Raw genomic sequence first — 17,191 nt, 5'->3', positions numbered from 1 at the left:
TGACCGTGATGACGAGCCTCGCCCACCGGCTGCGGTCGGCGCGCCTCTACCTCTGCACCGACGCCCGGGAGCGGCAGGGCGACCTCGACGCGTTCCTTCGTGCGGCGTTCGCCGGCGGGGTGGACGTCGTGCAGATCCGTCAGAAGAACATGGCCCGCGACGCCGAGCTGGCCGCCCTCGAGGTCGCCCGCAGCGCCGCCGTCGCCACGCAGGGGATCGTCTGCGTGAACGACTCGCCCAAGGTCGCGAAGGCCTTCGCCGCCGACATGCTCCACCTCGGGCAGACGGACGGTTCCGCGAAGCGGGCCCGCCGGTCGCTCCACGAGTGGGCCCTGATCGGGCGCTCGACCCACACGCCGGCGCAGCTGGAGCAGGCGGCGGCCGACCCGGGCGTCGACTACTTCGCCGTCGGACCGGTCCACGCGACGCCGACCAAGCCCGACTACGTGCCCGTCGGGCTCGACCTCGTCCGCCACGCGGCGCAGGTCGCGCCGGTCGGGGACGTGAGCTCCAAGCCGTGGTTCGCCATCGGCGGGCTGGACGCGGACAACCTCGACCAGGTCGTCGAGGCCGGGGCGCGCCGCGTCGTCGTCGTCCGCGCCATCACCGAGGCGTCCGACCCCGAGGCCGCCGCCCGTGTGCTGAAGGACCGGCTGCGTCGGGCCTGGTCGGACGACCCCGCGCTCGCGTCGTACGCGCTCCGCTCGGCCGCGCTCGACGCGTGAGCGTCCCTCCGACGACGGGCGCCCCGCGACCCCGGGGCCTCCGGACGGCCACGGTCGTCGTGGCGGTCCTCGTGCTGGGCCTCGTCGCCCTGCTGGTCGGGCTGGTCGGCTCCGGCACCGACGGGTCCGAGGCCGTCCCGGCCGGAGCGGGGACGAGCGTCCGGCCCGCACCGTCCGGGACCGCCGGCACGGCCCGTGCCTCGTCGACGCGGCGGCCGTCCGCCCCGGCGACCGCGGGTACCGGTAGCCGGGACCCCGAGTCGGGGCTGCGGGTCGTCACGCTGGGCTCGCTGCCCCGCGAGGCCCAGGCCACGGTGGCCCTCGTCGACCGGGGCGGACCGTTCCCGTACTCCCAGGACGGCGTCACCTTCGGCAACCGCGAGGGCGTGCTGCCGGCGCACCCCCGCGGCTGGTACCGCGAGTACACCGTCCGCACCCCCGGCGAGCGCGACCGCGGCCCACGGCGGATCGTCACGGGCGACGACGACCGCCAGATCTTCTACACCGGCGACCACTACGCGACGTTCGTCCGGGTGTCGCGGTGAGCGACGACGGCCGGGCCGCCTGGCCGTCCCGCGGGGTGCAGCGGGTGCTCGGTGCGGCCGCGCCGGCCGCCGCCGAGCTGAGGCGTCGCGGGTGGGAGGTGGCGCTCGTGCCGCCGGCCACGTCCGACGACGGGCTCTGGGACGGCCTGGCCGTCGCGCTCGGGCTGCCCGGCTGGTTCGGACGCAACCTCGACGCCCTCGACGAGGCGCTCGGCGACCGCGTCCGACCGACCGCGCTCGTCCTCGCGTGCTGGACCGCGTACGCCCGCGCCCGGCCCGAGCGCTGGGAGCACCTGCTCCAGCTCCTGCAGGAGCGGGCGGACCAGGACGGACCACCGTTCGTGGTCGTCCTCGCCGACTAGCCCCGCGGCGCCCGTGGTGGCGCGGTGCGAATCAGGCGGTCCGGCGCACCGCCGCGTCGGCGAGGGCGGTGAGCGCCGTACGGCCCTCGTCCGTCACGTCGGCGCACGCGAGCGCGCTCAACGCCTGGTCGTGCGTCGCGGTGATGGTCGCCTCCACCTCGGCGGTGGCGCCGGAATCGGTGATCACGTCCTGCAGCCGCGCGACGCCGTCCGTCCCCAGGTCCGGGTCGCCGAGCAGGTCGACGAGCAGAAGGCGGCCGGCGGCATTGGTGCGGGCGTAGGCCTGCGCGACGAGCACGGTGCGCTTGCCCTCGCGGAGGTCGTCGCCGGCGGGTTTGCCCGTGACCTCCGGGTCGCCGAACACCCCCAGCAGGTCGTCGCGGAACTGGAAGGCCCGGCCGAGCGGGGAGCCGTACGCGAGCAGCTGCTCCAGGAGCCGCGGGTCCGCACCGCCGACGGCCGCTCCGGCCTGGACCGGGCGGACGACGGTGTACCGGGCGGTCTTGTGCTCGGTCACGCGGTCGGCGTCGGCCAGCGCGCCGGCCAGCTCGGGCCGCCCGGCGACCTCGGGCAGCCAACGGGGGAGGGGCTGGGCCTGGACGACCATGTCGAGGTACTGCCCGCAGGTGACCTCGGTGCGCATCAGGTCCACCAGCGGCAGGGCGCGGGCGACCGCGTCGACGTGCAGCCGGGCCTCGCCGAGGATCTGCGCGGACCACATGATCAGCAGGTCGCCCAGCAGGATCGCTCCGGCCCGGCCGAAGGCGGGCCCGTCACCCAGCCAGCCCGCACCGGCGTGCAGCGCCTCGAAGCGCCGGTGGGCGGACGGCTGCCCGCGGCGGACGTCGGAGGAGTCCATGACGTCGTCGTGGACCAGGGCGCTCGCGTGCAGCAGGTCGAAGCTCCCGGCCGCGTCGAGCAGGGCCGGCAGGTCGGCGTCAGCGGGGTGCCCGCCGGCGGCCACGAGGCCCCACACGAAGAAGGCGGGCCGCAGGCGCTTGCCCCCGCCCAGGAGCGCGTCGGCCATGCTCCGGACCCCGGAGAGCTCGGGCCCCATCACCTCCAGGGCGGGCGCCCGGCGCGCGACGAAGGCGGCGAGCCGGTCGGACACCGCGCCCCGGAACGCGGCCCCCAGCGGGTCGGCCGGGTCCAGCACCGCCACCGGTCCCGCGACGACCCCGACGTCTGGCCCCGGTCTGTCCACACCGAGGATCGTACGGACCGGGCTTCGTCGCTCACCTATCGTGGTCGCCATGCCGGGGCCCTCTGTCGTCGCCGCCCGCCCCCGGTCCGTGCGGCGTGCGCGCAAGCCCACCGTCGCCCAGCTCCTCGAGGCGGCGGAGCGGCCGCTGGTCTCCTTCGAGCTGTTCCCGGCGAAGGACGACGAGCAGCACCGTCAGCTCTGGACGACGATCCGCGAGCTCGAGTCGCTCGGCCCGGACTTCGTCTCCGTGACGTACGGGGCGTCCGGCTCGACCCGCGACCGCACCGTGAGCGCCACCCAGCAGATCGCCGAGCAGACGACGCTGCGCCCGATGGCCCACCTGACCGCGGCGAGCCAGAGCCGCGACGAGCTGCGCCACGTCGTGGGGGCGTACGCGTCGGTCGGGATCAACCACGTCATGGCCATCCGGGGCGACATGCCCGGCGGACCGACGATGCCGTGGGAGCCGCACCCCGACGGCCTGCGGAACGCAACGGAGCTGGTCTCGCTCGTCGCCGAGCTCGGCGACTTCTGCATCGGCGTCGGTGCGTTCCCCGACCTGCACCCGCAGACCCGCGACGCCGACCTCGACGCCCGGATCCTCGTGGCCAAGCAGCGGGCCGGCGCGAGCTTCGCGATCACCCAGCTCTTCTTCACCGCGCAGCGCTACTTCGACCTCGTCGACCGGGTGCGTGCGCTCGGCAGCGACCTGCCGATCATCCCGGGCATCATGCCGGTGACGCGGATCAGCCAGATCGAACGGTTCGCCGACCTGTCGGGCGCCCCGCTCCCGTCGTTCGTCACCGACCGGCTCCGCGAGGTCGGCGACGACCCCGTCCGCGTCCGGGGTGCGGGGGTCGACCTGGCCACCACGCTCTCGGAGGAGCTGCTGGCCGGCGGAGCGCCGGGGCTGCACTTCATCACCATGAACCGCTCGCCCGCGACCCGGGAGATCTACGCCCGGCTGGGGCCCCTGCTGAACCGGGCGTAAGAAGTTTCGGCGGTTTGCTTGCGCGCCCGCCGAGCGTTCGTTCAGGATGACAACGCAACCATCTGGTCGACGGGGGTCGACCTTCCAACGCCGTCTCTTCTCCAGGAGCATGAGAGCGTGCACGTCGACCCCGCACCCGCCACGTACGTCGGCGCCATCCTGACGGCCGTCCGCGCCTTCAACCAGGCGCGCGTGTTCTCCGTCCTCGACGACTCCGACGCCTCCCACGGCGTGGACACGACGATCGACGAGGTCGTCTTCCCCTCGCTGCGCGTGGTGGGCACGTTCTGGTCCAGCGGCACGATCGACATCGCGCACGAGCACCTGCTGTCGACGGCGGTGGCGCGCTGGGTCGCCGCGAAGTCGGCCGTGCTGCCGGCCCCCACCCGTACGGGCACGATCCTGCTGTCCGCCGGCCCGCAGGACATGCACACGCTGGCGCTCGACTGCCTCGACCTGCTGCTCGCCAGCCGCGGGGTCGAGGTGTGCAACCTGGGCGCCCAGACCCCGGTCGCGTCGCTGCTCGTCGCCGCACGTTCCGTGCACCCGACGGCGGTGGTGCTGTCGTCCCACACCCCGACCGTGGCGAGCCAGGCCGTCCGCTCGGTCAAGGCCGTGGCCGAGGCCGGCCTGCCGGTCTACTTCGCCGGCTCGTCCTTCGCGTCCCAGTTCTTCCGCCAGAACACGCCGGGCCTGCCGCTCGACGGCACGCTGCCCGAGGCGGCGGAGCTGCTCGCGACGAAGCACACCACGCGCCCGACCGAGCCGACCTCGGTTCCGCGGGAACGGTTCCGGCAGGCCGCCGCAGCCACCGCGTAACTTCTGTCTCCGCTCCGCTCCGACGCGGCCCGCGCTCTGGTCCGACGCTTTCGTCGTCGCGGGTGACGACGGAGAAGCGTGTCGTCACCCACTCCTCCTCAACGCGCCGGCGCGCGGACCGGCGGTGGTTCAGCAGGTCGGGGCAACGTCCCCAGGGCTACGGCCGCCAGCGGCCGGGTGCTCCGAGGTCGAGCGTGACCAGACGCTGCGTCGGTCGGGTCAGCGCCACGTAGAGCGAGCGCACGCCGCCGGGCGCCTGCGCCACGACGTCGTCCGGCGTCACGACCAGCACCCCGTCGTACTCCAGGCCCTTCGACTCCGTCGAGGTGACGACCGCGAGCCGGTCCGCCCCCTCCAGGTCGGCCGCGAGCAGGTCCGCCTCGATCTCCGTACGCCGGTCGGGCGGGCAGATGACGCCGACGGTTCCCGCGACCTCGCGCAGCAGGTCCCGGACGTGCTCGACGACGCCGGTGGAGAGGTCGTCGGTCACGGCGAGCAGAGGCTCGACGCCGGTCGAGCGCACGGCGGTCGGGAGGTCGGCGTCGGGGAAGGCCTTGACCACCACGCGCGAGGCCAGGTCGAAGACCTCGGCCGGGCTGCGGTAGTTCGTGCTCATCCGGAACCGCCGCACCGGGGCGTGCCCGATGATCTCGCGCAGGGCGCGGTCGGTCTCGTCCGCGTCGGGCCAGGAGCTCTGCGCGGGGTCGCCGACGATCGTCCAGCTGGCGCTCGCGCCGCGGCGCCGCAGCATGCGCCACTGCATCGGCGTGACGTCCTGCGCCTCGTCGATGAGCACGTGGGCGTACGTACGGTGCGGCAGGTCGAAGGGGTCGACCTCGCGCTGGACGGAGAGCCGGTCGGCCGTGGTGACGAGCTCCGACATCTCGGAGTCGGCGTCCAGGAACAGCGAGGTCTCGCTCTCCTCGGCCGAGGGCGGGACCGGCCCGAGCAGGTGCACGAGCTCGTCCAGCAGAGCCCCGTCCGCGACGGTCGGGCCGAGCGCGACGAGGTCGGTCAGCCCGGCGCTGAGCAGGTCGGCGTCCCGCGCGCTCAGCACGCCCTGGCTGAGCCGTCGGGTGAGGGCGGGGTCTGCGAGGCGCTGCAGCACGGTGGTCGCGCTCAGGGTGGGCCACCAGGCGTGCCCGAACATCGTGAAGGTGGCGAGGTCGGTGACCAGGTCGTCGAACTCGTCGCGCTCCATGTCCACCTCGCTCGGGCGCGAGCGCCAGAGCGCGTTCAGCAGGGCCTTCTCGGCGGCCTCGCGGCCCGCGTTGAGCTTGTGGTGGGCCAGCACGTCGCGCCGGATGCCCGCGAGCGCGGGCGCACGCAGGACCAGCACCTGGCCCTGGACCACGAGGCGCAGCTCCAGCGGCTGGTCGGTGAGCGGCTCGAGGACGAGCCGCTTGAGCAGCGGCTGCATCCGGAGGCTGCCCTTGACCGCGGCGGTCGCCGGGTCGTCGGGGCGCTCGCCGGTGACCGGCAGGACGTCGGAGGGGACCGAGCCGATCGAGCGGAGGGTGACCGACTCCTCGCCGAGGCTCGGCAGGACCCGTTCGATGTAGTTCAGGAACACCCGGCTCGGGCCCACCACGAGGACGCCGCCCGACTCGAAGCGGCGACGGTTGGAGTAGAGCAGGTACGCGGTGCGGTGCAGCCCGACGACGGTCTTGCCCGTGCCGGGACCGCCGGAGATGAGGGTGAAGCCCTGGTACGGCGCGCGGATCGCCTCGTCCTGCTCGCCCTGGATCGTGGCGACGATGTCGCGCATCTGGTGCCCGCGGGCCCGGGAGAGAGCGGCCATGAGCGCGCCCTCGCCGATGACCACGAGCTCGCCGTCGGCGTTCTCGGAGTCGAGCAGGTCGTCCTCGATGCCGACCACGCGGTCACCCGTGCACCGGAGGACGCGGCGCCGGACGACGTCCATCGGGAGGGTCGGCGTGGCGCGGTAGAAGGGCTCGGCGGCGGGGGCGCGCCAGTCGATGACCAGCGGCTCGTAGTCGTCGTCGCGGACCCCGATGCGGCCCACGTAGCGGACCTCGCCGTCGGTGCGGTCGAGCCGGCCGAAGACGAGGCCCTCGTGCTCCCCGTCGAGCACCGCGAGGCGCTTGGCGGCCTGGAAGGCGAAGACGTCGCGCTCGTAGAGGCCGGTCCCGTCCTCCTCGCGGACGTAGGACCCGCGGTCGGAGTGGAACAGCGACCGACCCGCGCTGGCGACCTGCTCGGCCGAGCGGGTCGCGTCGCCCAGCCGGGCGTACACGCGGTCCACGTGGGCCTGCTCGACCGCGATCTCGGTCGTGAGCGGATCGGTGTGCGACTCGATGGCCAAGGGCCCATCCATCCAGCTAGAAAACGGACGGCCAACTATACGGCGGCCCCCGGCGGCCACCCCCGATCCGACCGGCCCCGGGCCGATGGCACCCGGACTGGGTCAGTCGCGCCGGCCGGCCACGGCGTACGCGGCCAGCGCGCCGCTCTGCACGACCGCCGACGGGCTGCTCCCCGCCGGTGAGGCCGCCCCCGCCAGCGCGACCCCCGGCTGGGCCGTGGCGGTGCCGGGCCGGCGGCGCCAGCCGCGCAGGCCGGTCGTGTCCAGCCCCCACCCCGGCGCGGGCACCCCGGCGTGGTGGTCGTGCGTCGTCCGCACGGTCCGGCCCGACAGCCGACGGGTCGTGCGGACGACCGGTCGGCCGTCGCCGTCGAGCTCGACGTGCTCGTCGACCTCCTCCGGGCCGGTGCGGTCCAGGACCGTGTGCGTCGCCACCGGCAGCCGGACGGGTCCGGCGCCGCGGAGCGCCTTCCGCAGCCCGCGGGCGGCCCCCGGCGGGAGCAGGCCGGCGGCGGTCCACGGGTCGACCGCGAGCACCACGGCGCCGGCCGGCTCGACCCCGGTCGCGGTCCGGACGCCGGTCACGCCGGCCGGTCCGGTCTCGACGCCGCGGACGGGGGAGGAGAGGTGCACGGCCACGCCCCGGAGCGCGAGCCGGGCCGCGAGCAGCTCGACGAGGACCGACGAGCGGCCGACGTCGCCCGGGGCCTCCGGACGGCGGCCGCGGGCGGGAGCCGGGTCGGGCGCGACCTGCCAGCGCCCGAACGTCCGGCTCACCAGCAGGTCGACGCCGGTGAGCGCCGGCGCCCGCTCGGGCGTGGTGCCCTGCCGGTGGGCGGTGCTGCGCACCAGCGCGCGCAGGTGGGGCTCGTCGAGGGAGTCGGCGAGGTCGGCGAGGCTCCGTCGGCCGCGGAGGCGGCGGACCACGTCGCGGGTGAGCGCCGAGGGGTCGTACGGCTCCTCGAGCCCGAGCGGCCGCAGGGTCTGCCAGACCTCGCCGAGGGAGTCGAGGAGGTGCTGCCAGCGCGCGGCCGGCCCCGGCCCGTACGCGTGGAGCAGGGCCTCGTGCTGCCGGCCGCGGTCGCTCGGCAGCACGAGCTCGCTGCCGTCGGCGAAGCGGTAGGTGGGGGCCGGTGCGGGCACGAGGGCCAGCCCGCTGCGGGCGAGCTCGGCCTCCAGCGGCCGGCCGCTCTTGCGGCTCAGGTCGCGCCACGGCGCCGGGAAGGTCAGCACGCCGGGGGCGTCGTCGACCAGGATCTTGCCGCCGCCGCCGCCGCCGCCGCCGCCGCCGTCGCCGGGGAGCGCGTACGGCGCCCACCGCCCGCCGAGGACGTCCGACGCTTCGTGCAGGACGACGGCGTGGCCCATCTTCGCCAGCCGGGCCGCCGCGGCCATCCCCGCCAGGCCACCGCCGACCACGGCGACCAGCGGTCCGTCGGCGGTCGGCACGAGGCGAGGGTAGGCGAGGGCGCCCGCGGCGGTGGCAGGCTGGCCCCATGAGCGAGCCCGCGGCCCCCGAGCTCCCGGAGGGCGACCGGCCCCGGGTGAGCATCACCTACTGCACGCAGTGCCGCTGGCTGCTCCGGGCGACCTGGCTGGCCGGGGAGCTGCTGACCTCGTTCACCACCGAGCTCGGCGAGGTCGCGCTGGTCCCCGGGGTCGGCGGCGTCTTCACCGTGGCCATCGACGACGACGTGGTCTGGGACCGCAAGCGCGACGGCGGCTTCCCCGACCTCGCGCCGCTCAAGCGCCTGGTCCGGGACCGCGTGGCCCCCGGTCGCAGCCTGGGCCACACCGACCGGCACGCGGCGGTCCCGGTCGCGGGCAGCGTGAAGGACAGCGTCGAGGGCGGGGCGTGAACCGCGCGCTGCTGCTCACCGTCTTCGACCGCCCGCACTACCTCGACCCCGTCCTCGACGCCTGGGCCGCGGTGCGCGGCCTGGCCGACTGGCACGTCCGGGTCGCCGTCGAGCCCAGCGACGTCGCGGGCGAGGTCGTGGGGCTGGTGGACGCGTTCGTGCGGCGGACCGGCCACCGCGACGTCGAGGTCGTGCTCAACCCGACCCGGCTCGGGGTCCTGGAGAACCCGTACGTCCACCTCGACGCGCTCTTCGCCGCCGGGCACGACTTCGTGGTCCGGGCCGAGGACGACCTGCTGGTGAGCGACGACGTGCTCGAGCTCTTCGCCCACGTGGCGACGACGTACGCCGCGGAGCCGACGGTCGCCACGGCCCACGCCTTCAGCGCCGGGCCGGCGGACGCGGACCACGCCGAGCTGGCTCGCACCGACGCCTTCTGCCCCTGGGTCTGGGGCACCTGGCGCGACCGCTGGACCGGGCTGCTGGGCCCGACCTGGGACCGCGACTACTCGACGTTCAACGGCTCGCCCGGCTTCGAGACCGGCTGGGACTGGAACCTGAACACCCGGGTCTTCCCGAGCCGCGGGCTCGGCGCCGTGGCGCCCCTCGCCAGCCGCGTCCGGAACATCGGCGAGGTCGGCGAGCACGGCACCCCGGACGACCTCGTGCCGGCCCCGAGCTTCGCCGCCCACGTCCCGACGCAGGTCTTCCGGGAACGCGGTCGCGTGCACTGAGCCGAGAGCGGTGGCGCCGGCCGTTCACCGAGTCGTCGCCGCGGGTTCGACACGCGGGTGGCGCGCGTCCCGCACAACTGTCGGTGCCCGGCGGTAGTGTTCGGAGAGTTCGAACAGGTGTTCGAGAGGCTGCTTGGGGAAGGGGCCCGACGACACCGCCGAACCACGGTGGCGTGTTCGCGGCACGCACCGACGTCTCGACCCCGGTGCGGACGGACCTCGACCCCCGTCCGCACCGGGGTCGTCGATCGTCCGGGCCCGGCTCGGCCTCCACCGCTACGCTGCGCAGGCCTGCGGTGCGGCGGACGAGCGGGCGAGGAGGAGGGTCGGTGGCGATGTCCAGACGACGGCGTTCGGTCGCCTCGGCACGGCTCGAGGAGGTCCTCGGCGCCCAGCTCGACGGGCTCGTCCCGGGGGAGCAGCGGGCGCTCGACGTCGTCGACCTCGGCGGCGGCACCGGTGGCCTCGCGCTCGACGTCGCCCGGCGCGGGCACCACGTGACCGTCGTGGACCCCAGTCCCGACGCGCTCGCCTCCCTGGAGCGCCGGCTGGCCGACGACCACCTCGAGGGCACCGTCGCCGCGCGCCAGGGTGACGCCTCCGACCTGGTCCGCCTGCTCGGGCGCGGGGCCGTCGACGTGGTCCTCTGCCACCGCGTGCTGGAGGTCGTCGACGACCCGGCGGCCGTGCTGGCCGACGCCGCCGCGGTGCTGCGTCCGGGCGGGGCCCTCAGCCTCCTGGTCGCGCAGAAGCACGCCCTCGTGGTCCTCCAGGCCGTGGCCGGCAACCTCGCCGCCGCCCGCCAGACCTGGGACGACCCGCGGCGCCTGGACTTCGCGGCGGTGACCGCGCTGGTCGAGGCCGCGGGCTTCGCCGTGCGCGAGGCCGACGGCATCGGGGCCGTCTCCGACCTCGTGGGCGAGGCCGTGGTGGAGAGCCCCGCCGCCTGGGCCGAGCTGCTGGCCCTCGAGACGGCGGTGAGCCGGGACCCCGCGTTCCGGGCGCTGGCGCCGCACGTCCACGTCTTCGCCCAGCTGCCGCCCGAGCAGGTGCTCAGCGGCTCCTGACCCCGGCCCGCCCGTCCCGTGCGTCGTGCCTCCGGCGGGCTGTCGGTGCCGCTTGCTACCGTAGAACGCGTGTTCGAATCCGTCCGCCACGCGCGTGCCGTCGGAGCCGCCCGGTGACCCGGACGATCATGCACGTCGACATGGACGCGTTCTACGCTTCCGTGGCGCTGCGCGGGCGGCCGGACCTGCAGGGGACGCCCGTCATCGTCGGCGGCGAGGGGCGTGGGGTCGTCCTGTCCTGCACCTACGAGGCCCGCGCCCGCGGCGTACGGTCCGGGATGTCGTCCTCCGAGGCCCGTCGGCTGGCGCCACGGGCGACGTTCCTGCCGCCGGACTTCGACAGCTACGTCGCCGTCTCCAAGGCCATCGTCGAGGTGTTCAGCTCGTTCAGCGCCGTGGTGGAGTCCGCCTCCGTGGACGAGGCCTTCATCGACGTGACCGGCGCCCTGCGGATGCACGGGTCCGCCGTGGCGATGGGGGAGCGGCTGCGGGCGACGATCGCCGACGAGCAGCACATCACCTGCTCGGTCGGGATCGGGCCGAGCAAGTTCGTGGCCAAGGTCGCGTCGCGCGCGGCCAAGCCGGACGGCCTGGTCGAGGTCCGGCCGGACCAGGTGACCGAGTTCCTCCACCCGCTGCCGGTCGAGTCGATGTGGGGCGTGGGGGCGGCCACGGCGGCCAAGCTGCACCGGCTCGGGATCGAGACGGTGGGCGACCTCGCGCACGCCGACGTCCGGGCGCTCCGACCCGTGTTCGGCCCGAACGCCGGCGCCGGGCTGAGGGCTCTGGCGTGGGGCCGGGACGCGCGGACGGTCGTGCCGTGGACGCGGGAGCGCAGCGTGGGGTCGCAGGAGACGCTCTCGGTCGACACCGACCGCCGTGAGGACGTGTCCCGCGAGCTGCTGCGGATGGCCGACAAGACCGCCCGCCGGATGCGCAAGCAGGGCCTCCTCGGCCGGACCGTGGTGCTCTGCCTCCGGTTCGCCGACTTCCGGGAGATCACGCGCGCGGTCACCGTGGACTCCCCGACCGACGTGGGCGAGGAGATCCACGCGGCGGTGATGGCCACGTACGACCGCCTCGGGCTGGACCGCGCGCGGATCCGTCGGGTCGGCGTCCGGGTGGAGGGCCTCGTGGGGGAGTCCCGGGCCCACCGGCAGCCGCAGCTGACCGACCCGGAGTTCGGCTGGCGCGAGGCCGAGCACGCCATCGACGAGACGGTCGCGCGCTTCGGGCCGGGTGCCGTCCGGCGCGCCGTGCTGGGCGGGAACCGTCGTGCGACGAGCGTCGCAGAGGCCAATTCGCTGGGGCTGTTCCCCCTGACCTGAAGCGCACCTAGACTGGCGAAGCCTACGGCGTGCACGTGGGTTTCTGTGTGACTGACGACGGTGTCGTCGCGGTTGGGTCTCGATCTCGCCGCGCGCCTCTCGACCGGCGGCCAGCCACGTAGGATGGCCGAAGTTGATCACGTGACCCGGTGGGAGGTGGCCGATGGCCCTCTCGAACGAGGAGCAACGGCTTCTCGAGCAGATGGAGGCCGCCCTGGCGGCCGAGGACCCCAAGCTCGTCAACGCCATGCGCGGAACCGGCACGCGCCGGGTCCACCGCCGGCGGGCTGCGCTGGTCTGGCAGCCGACCTGACCTCGCGCCCGGCGGCGGCCCAGCTCAGCGACGCGGGGGCTCAGCGACGGCGGAAGAGGGAGGCCGGGACCAGGAACGCACGGACGCGCCGCCCCAGCCCGGCCGGCGCGGTGATCGCCTCGCGCAGCGACGTGGTGGTCCCGGGCAGGTCGGCCGTCGCGCCGGGGTCGCCCAGGCTCGGGGCGTAGCGCGCGCGCTCGACGAGGGTGGCGACGCGGCCGAGGTCCTCGCGGTCGGACGGCTCGAGCCGCTGGCCGACCTCGCGGCCGACGGCGCGCGGGGTGCCCGAGGGCCAGGTGCCGCCGAAGTCGAGGACCGTGTCGCGCAGCTCCGCCCAGGCCGCCTCGACCTGCTCGTCCGTGGGTCCGTCCGCGGCCAGCCGGGCCCGGCGCCGCCGGATGCGGAGCACGGCCGGCGTGGCGAGCAGGAGCAGCAGCACGACCGCACCGGCGACGACCCCGACCGTCCGCCAGGGGAAGGTGGTGGTCGTCGTGGTGGTCTGGGTCGGCGTCTCCTGCGGGGCCGTGCTCGGCGCCTCGGACGCGCTCGGGGTGGCGGTGCTGGGCGCCGCCGACGCGGAGGCGCTCGGCGTCGGGGTGTCGCTCTCGTCGGTCGGGACGGTCCAGGCGGGCGGCGAGCCGGCCTGCACGCCCGGCGTCGGCTCGAAGCGCACCCACCCGTAGCCGGCGAAGTAGAGCTCGGGCCAGGCGTGCATGTCGCGCACCGAGACGTTGAACGTGTCACCGCTCCGGGCGCCGGGCAGGAAGCCGACGGCCACCCGCGCGGGGATGCCGTTGACGCGCGCCATCATCGCCATCGCGCTGGCGAACTGCTCGCAGTAGCCGCGCCGGTCGAGGGTCAGGAAGTTGACCAGGGCCTGGTAGCCGTTGCCCGGGCGCTGCTGGGTGTCGTAGGTGAAGTTGTCGGGGTCGCGCAGGTAGGCCTGGATGGCGGCAGCGCGGGCGTACGGGGTGTCCGCCCCGCGCGTGACCTGGCGGCTGAGGTCGACCAGGGACTGGGGCAGGTCCGGCGGGACCACGCCGGTGACGTCGCCGTCCGACGGCGCGCCCGCCCCGGCGCGGGCCAGCTCGGCGGCGGTGGGGGCGATGTCCCAGCTCTGGACCTGGTAGCTCAGGTTGGTCAGCACGTCGGCGCGGTTGTCGCTGTTGACGATGGTGAGGGACTCGCTGTTGTAGCTCCAGTCCCCGTTCGCGGTGAAGCTGCGGGCGGCGTACGGGGCGGGCAGGTACTGCGAGGAGAAGTCGACCGCGGTGATCTCGGTGGTGCGCACCTCCGGCACCGCGCCGCTGTAGCCGGGCGGCTCGGACAGCGTCGAACCGGTGTTGAGCCGGATCTGGGTGTTGCCGAAGCCGGCGGCCGAGAACTGGGGGAGCGCGGCCATCCGGAGGTACACCCCGCCGGGCTTGTCGGTGGTGTAGCGGAAGACGACGCGGTCCGCCGGCTGGTTGAGGTTGCGCTTGAGGTCGAGGCTCGGGTCGGTGAGCTGCAGCGGCCCGTTCCCACCGAAGCCGCTCCCCAGGCCGAGGCCGGGCAGGCTGATCGTCGGGAGGAGCACCGCGAGCACCAGCGCCAGCACGACGGCGGGGGCGGCCAGCAGACCCGCGGCCCGCCACACGGCCGGCCCGACGACGGAGACGGCGCGGGTGCCGGACGCACTCGTCCGGAACGAGGCACCCTGCGAGGAGTCGGCGCTGAGCCCGCGGGTCCAGGCGGACGCGTCGTTGAGGCCGTCGGCCACCAGCACGGCCAGGTAGCCGAGCGCCAGGCAGGCGAAGCTGAGGATCCCGGAGTCGTAGCCGAGCCCGATCGCCGGTACCGCGAACAGGGCGGCCAGGGGCGCCACGACCCAGGCGGGCCGGTCCAGGCCCGAGACCACGAGGTCGGCGAGCGCGGCGACCAGGCAGATCGACGTGGCGAAGATGAGGAACACGCCCGGGTCGGCGTCCATGGGCGAGCTCTGGGTCTGCATGTGGAGGACGCCACGGGCCCAGAGCCGGGGGTACGCGGTGACCAGGTCGGCGTCGCGGCTGACCGCGTAGCCCAGGACGAGCGAGCCGGCGACGACGCCGAGCAGCTGGGTCGCGAAGGCCAGGCTGGCGCCCGAACGGCGCCGGCGCAGCACCAGGCCGGTCGCGCAGACCAGGGCGATGCCGAGCCAGGTCACCGGGACGAAGAGCCGGTCGCTGGTCAGGGGCAGCACGGTCAGGGTGGCGAGGCCCATGGCGACGACCGTGGCCAGCGAGAGCCGGGTGTCGGGGCGGATCATGCGGGCACCACCGTGCGCTCGAGGGCCGCCCAGGCCTCGGGGACCGTCATCGAGGCGTCGACGACGACGACGCGCCACTGCTGGTCGGCCAGGATCTCGGCCGCGCGGGCGGCGGGACCGTCAGCGTCGGCGGTGGCGGCGCTGGCGGCGGTGGCGGTGCCCGGTTCGCCGGACGGGGGACCGTCCGTCCGGACCCGCGACCCGGTCGTCCAGGTGTCGACGTCCAGCACCATCGCGAGCCCGGTGGCCCGGCGGCGGCGCAGGCCGGCGACCGCGTACGCCTCCTCCGGCGTCAGGCGGCCGAGGACGGCGACGACGAGCTGCTCGCCCCGCTCGCCGCCGTGGTCGGCGAGGAGGTGGCCCAGGCTCGGGCCGGGCGTCGCCTGCAGGTCGGTCAGCTGGGCCAGGAGCGCCTGGGCGGCCACGGGTCCCCGCGCGGTCCCGGTGCTCTGCAGGGGTCCGTCGGTGGTGACCACGTCGACCGCGTAGCCGTCCTCGGCGAGCTGCAGCCCGACCGAGGCGACGGCGGAGACGCCCCACTCCAGCGAGTGGTGGATCCCGCGGCCCGCGTGCGCCGAGGCCCGGGAGTCCAGCAGGACGGTCGTGCTCGGGTCGAGGGCCTGCTCCTCGCGGCGGACCATCAGCTCGCCGGACCGGGCGGTGGAGCGCCAGTGGATGCGCCGGACGTCGTCGCCCTGCCGGTACTCGCGGACGAGGACGTCGTCGGCGCCCAGCACCCCGATGCGCCGCGGCCTCGCCTCGCCCGCGCTGCCGCCGCTGCCGCCGCCGGCCACGCGGCCCAGGTCGAAGACCTGCGGGGTCACGACGACCTCGCTCGTCGCGGTGAACGTGCGGTCGAGGCGGACGAGGCCGAACGGGTCGGTGGTGCGGACCATCAGCGGGCCGGTGCGGTAGTGGCCGCGGGCGCGGCCGAGCAGCGGGTACTCGACGGTGCGCTGCCAGTGCGAGGTCGCCCGGTCGACCAGGAGGCGGGGACGCTCACCGAGCTCGGGGGGCACCTGGTCCTCGATCTCCAGCAGGGCCGCGGGCAGCAGCGAGTCGTGGCCGAGGGTGATGCGGCCGTGCATCGGGGTGCCGAGCGCGACCTGGGCCGGCTCCACGGAACGTTCCGCGGACATCCGCAGGCGGGCCCGCAGGACGAGGACCAGCGCGACGACGGGCAGGGCCAGCAGCAGCAGGCCCACGCGCATGACGTCGCGCTGGCCGCTGATCATCGCGCCGAGCAGCACCAGCAGGCCGGTCCCGGCCAGCCACCGGCCGCGCGCGGTCAGGACGGACCAGACGCGTCGCACTCCCGCTCCCGCGCCGGGTGTCGCGCTCAGCGGGCCTGGGCGCGGTCGGGCACCCGGATCTCGGCGACGGCGCGGGTGATGACGTCCTCCGCGCTGCGGCGGGAGAGCTGCGCCTCGGACGAGAGCAGCACCCGGTGCGCGAGGACGGGCACGGCCAGCGCCTGGACGTCGTCGGGGGTGACGTAGTCACGACCCTGCAGCGCGGCGTACGCGCGGACGGCCCGGAGGAGCTGGAGGCTGGCCCGGGGGGAGGCGCCGAGCCGCAGGTCGCGCGAGGTGCGCGTCGCGCCCACGATGCTGACGAGGTAGTGCTTGACCGCCGGCGCCACGAACACGCCCGCGACCGCACGGATCAGGCCGCGGATCGTGGCCGCGTCGGTGACCGGGGTGAGGCGGGAGAGCGGGTCCGACGAGCCGTGCGAGTCGAGCATGTCCAGCTCGGCGCTCGGCGTCGGGTAGCCCATCTCGAGCCGGGCGAGGAAGCGGTCGCGCTGCGCCTCGGGCAGGGGGTAGGTGCCCTCCATCTCGATCGGGTTCTGCGTGGCGACCACCATGAACGGCGCGTCCAGCAGGTAGGTGGTGCCGTCGACGCTGACCTGGCGCTCCTCCATGGACTCCAGGAGCGCGGACTGGGTCTTCGGCGAGGCGCGGTTGATCTCGTCGCCCACGACGATGTTGGCGAAGATGCCGCCGGGCTTGAACTCGAAGTCGCGGGTCTCGGAGTTCCAGATCGAGACGCCGGTGATGTCGCTGGGCAGCAGGTCCGGGGTGAACTGCACGCGCCGCACCGAGCAGTCGATCGAGCGGCCGATCGCCTTGGCGAGCATCGTCTTCCCGACGCCCGGCACGTCCTCGACCAGCAGGTGGCCCTCGGCCAGCAGCACGACCATGGCGAGGTCGACGGCCTCGCGCTTGCCCTCGATCACCTGCTCGATGGCCTGACGGACCCGACTCATCACGGCGACCACGTCGGCGACGGAGTAGTCGGTGCCGGTCTGCCGGTCGGAGTCGACGCTCAGGCTCACAGGTTCCCCTTCGTCGGGCGGTCCGGACCAGACGTCGGCCCGTCGGCGGCTGTCGTGCCGGACGCACGGGCGCGTCACGCGGAAGTGCCCGCTCATCGTATGCGCGGGCCCGAAAGCCGGTCGGGCGCGACAGAAAGTCACCTCCGGGGCAGAAGCGGGGGCGACGTGGGGCTCAAGGGGAGCCAGGTGGGGCGAAGTGGAGTAAAGTGGCGGGCAGTGGAGATCGAAGGGCCGTCTGATCCCAGTCGGGCTGTCGAAGACGGCTGACCCCGGTCGCCGAGCGAAGGAGGGTT

General features: G+C 75.1%; 16 protein-coding genes. 10 read left to right on the top strand and 6 right to left on the bottom strand.

Going from position 1 to position 17,191, the window contains the following annotated elements; genetic code table 11:
* The first annotated feature begins 8 nt into the window (after positions 1–8).
* Genes thiE through FHX39_RS21370 form a run of 3 tightly spaced genes read left to right on the top strand, consistent with a single transcriptional unit; the run spans position 9 to position 1,632 of the window.
* On the top strand, positions 9–725 hold the full coding sequence (gene thiE / locus FHX39_RS16175) for a thiamine phosphate synthase (protein WP_183341597.1): 717 nt from the start codon (positions 9–11) through the stop codon (positions 723–725).
* On the top strand, positions 722–1,270 hold the full coding sequence (locus FHX39_RS16170) for a ribonuclease domain-containing protein (RefSeq protein WP_332836876.1): 549 nt from the start codon (positions 722–724) through the stop codon (positions 1,268–1,270). Before thiE ends, FHX39_RS16170 begins: the two co-directional genes overlap by 4 nt.
* On the top strand, positions 1,267–1,632 hold the full coding sequence (locus FHX39_RS21370) for a barstar family protein (protein ID WP_198423439.1): 366 nt from the start codon (positions 1,267–1,269) through the stop codon (positions 1,630–1,632). The genes FHX39_RS16170 and FHX39_RS21370 overlap by 4 nt, the downstream gene beginning before the upstream one ends.
* Positions 1,633–1,663: 31 nt before the next feature.
* Here the strand turns inward: FHX39_RS21370 and FHX39_RS16160 are convergent, their stop codons facing one another.
* A complete protein-coding gene (locus tag FHX39_RS16160; RefSeq protein WP_408631492.1) occupies positions 1,664–2,836 on the bottom strand; it encodes a polyprenyl synthetase family protein in 1,173 nt (390 codons plus the stop codon).
* A gap of 49 nt (positions 2,837–2,885) precedes the next feature.
* On the opposite strand from FHX39_RS16160, the gene metF reads away from it, so the two are divergent.
* Together metF and FHX39_RS16150 are read left to right on the top strand one after the other, a co-directional pair.
* Positions 2,886–3,827, top strand: coding sequence for a methylenetetrahydrofolate reductase [NAD(P)H] (metF, locus tag FHX39_RS16155; RefSeq protein WP_183340088.1), 942 nt, complete (start codon positions 2,886–2,888; stop codon positions 3,825–3,827).
* A 117-nt stretch (positions 3,828–3,944) separates the two neighbouring features.
* Entirely contained in the window at positions 3,945–4,646 is a 702-nt protein-coding gene (locus FHX39_RS16150; protein WP_183340086.1) for a cobalamin B12-binding domain-containing protein, read from the top strand.
* Positions 4,647–4,803: 157 nt separating this feature from the next.
* On the opposite strand, the gene FHX39_RS16145 is transcribed toward FHX39_RS16150, so the two are convergent.
* Together FHX39_RS16145 and FHX39_RS16140 are read right to left on the bottom strand one after the other, a co-directional pair.
* The gene (locus tag FHX39_RS16145; protein WP_183340083.1) at positions 4,804–6,984 is read right to left on the bottom strand and encodes a UvrD-helicase domain-containing protein; all 2,181 of its coding nucleotides are present in this window, start codon (positions 6,982–6,984) and stop codon (positions 4,804–4,806) included.
* Positions 6,985–7,074: 90 nt separating this feature from the next.
* Positions 7,075–8,421: an FAD-dependent oxidoreductase gene (locus FHX39_RS16140; protein WP_183340081.1), complete on the bottom strand. Its 1,347-nt coding sequence runs from the start codon at positions 8,419–8,421 to the stop codon at positions 7,075–7,077.
* A gap of 47 nt (positions 8,422–8,468) precedes the next feature.
* Between FHX39_RS16140 and FHX39_RS16135 the strand changes: the two genes are divergently transcribed.
* From FHX39_RS16135 to FHX39_RS16115, 5 genes are all read left to right on the top strand, one after another.
* Positions 8,469–8,831: a SelT/SelW/SelH family protein gene (locus FHX39_RS16135; protein ID WP_183340079.1), complete on the top strand. Its 363-nt coding sequence runs from the start codon at positions 8,469–8,471 to the stop codon at positions 8,829–8,831.
* Complete coding sequence (locus FHX39_RS16130; RefSeq protein WP_183340077.1) at positions 8,828–9,565, top strand: hypothetical protein; 738 nt, start codon at positions 8,828–8,830, stop codon at positions 9,563–9,565. The genes FHX39_RS16135 and FHX39_RS16130 overlap by 4 nt, the downstream gene beginning before the upstream one ends.
* A gap of 335 nt (positions 9,566–9,900) precedes the next feature.
* A complete protein-coding gene (locus tag FHX39_RS16125) occupies positions 9,901–10,632 on the top strand; it encodes a methyltransferase domain-containing protein (RefSeq protein ID WP_183340075.1) in 732 nt (243 codons plus the stop codon).
* A gap of 113 nt (positions 10,633–10,745) precedes the next feature.
* Complete coding sequence (gene dinB, locus FHX39_RS16120) at positions 10,746–11,960, top strand: DNA polymerase IV (protein ID WP_332836875.1); 1,215 nt, start codon at positions 10,746–10,748, stop codon at positions 11,958–11,960.
* A gap of 163 nt (positions 11,961–12,123) precedes the next feature.
* The gene (locus FHX39_RS16115) at positions 12,124–12,273 is read left to right on the top strand and encodes a DUF3040 domain-containing protein (protein WP_183340073.1); all 150 of its coding nucleotides are present in this window, start codon (positions 12,124–12,126) and stop codon (positions 12,271–12,273) included.
* Between the two features lie 40 nt (positions 12,274–12,313).
* On the opposite strand, the gene FHX39_RS16110 is transcribed toward FHX39_RS16115, so the two are convergent.
* From FHX39_RS16110 to FHX39_RS16100, 3 genes are read right to left on the bottom strand one after another with little or no spacing between them, the layout of a single operon-like run.
* Positions 12,314–14,560: a transglutaminase family protein gene (locus tag FHX39_RS16110; protein ID WP_183340071.1), complete on the bottom strand. Its 2,247-nt coding sequence runs from the start codon at positions 14,558–14,560 to the stop codon at positions 12,314–12,316.
* Positions 14,557–15,873, bottom strand: a complete 1,317-nt coding sequence (locus FHX39_RS16105; protein ID WP_183340069.1) for a DUF58 domain-containing protein — start codon at positions 15,871–15,873, stop codon at positions 14,557–14,559. The genes FHX39_RS16110 and FHX39_RS16105 overlap by 4 nt, the downstream gene beginning before the upstream one ends.
* Positions 15,874–15,899: 26 nt before the next feature.
* Positions 15,900–16,841 (bottom strand): AAA family ATPase, encoded by a 942-nt coding sequence (locus tag FHX39_RS16100; protein ID WP_332836956.1) that lies wholly within the window; start codon positions 16,839–16,841, stop codon positions 15,900–15,902.
* Positions 16,842–17,191: the final 350 nt, after the last annotated feature.

The organism is Microlunatus antarcticus (assembly GCF_014193425.1).
GTDB classification, from domain to species: Bacteria; Actinomycetota; Actinomycetes; order Propionibacteriales; family Propionibacteriaceae; genus Microlunatus; species Microlunatus antarcticus.
Note: the sequence above shows the minus strand (reverse complement) of the source record. Positions and strands in the feature narration are given on the sequence as shown.

Excerpts from the sequence above, each read along its gene's own strand:
- FHX39_RS16135 (WP_183340079.1), top strand. The coding sequence starts at position 8,469 with ATGAGCGAGCCCGCGGCCCCCGAGCTCCCGGAGGGCGACCGGCCCCGG.
- FHX39_RS16125 (WP_183340075.1), top strand. The coding sequence starts at position 9,901 with ATGTCCAGACGACGGCGTTCGGTCGCCTCGGCACGGCTCGAGGAGGTC.
- FHX39_RS16115 (WP_183340073.1), top strand. The coding sequence starts at position 12,124 with ATGGCCCTCTCGAACGAGGAGCAACGGCTTCTCGAGCAGATGGAGGCC.
- FHX39_RS16110 (WP_183340071.1), bottom strand. The coding sequence starts at position 14,560 with ATGATCCGCCCCGACACCCGGCTCTCGCTGGCCACGGTCGTCGCCATG.
- metF (WP_183340088.1), top strand. The coding sequence starts at position 2,886 with ATGCCGGGGCCCTCTGTCGTCGCCGCCCGCCCCCGGTCCGTGCGGCGT.
- FHX39_RS16145 (WP_183340083.1), bottom strand. The coding sequence starts at position 6,984 with ATGGATGGGCCCTTGGCCATCGAGTCGCACACCGATCCGCTCACGACC.
- thiE (WP_183341597.1), top strand. The coding sequence starts at position 9 with ATGACGAGCCTCGCCCACCGGCTGCGGTCGGCGCGCCTCTACCTCTGC.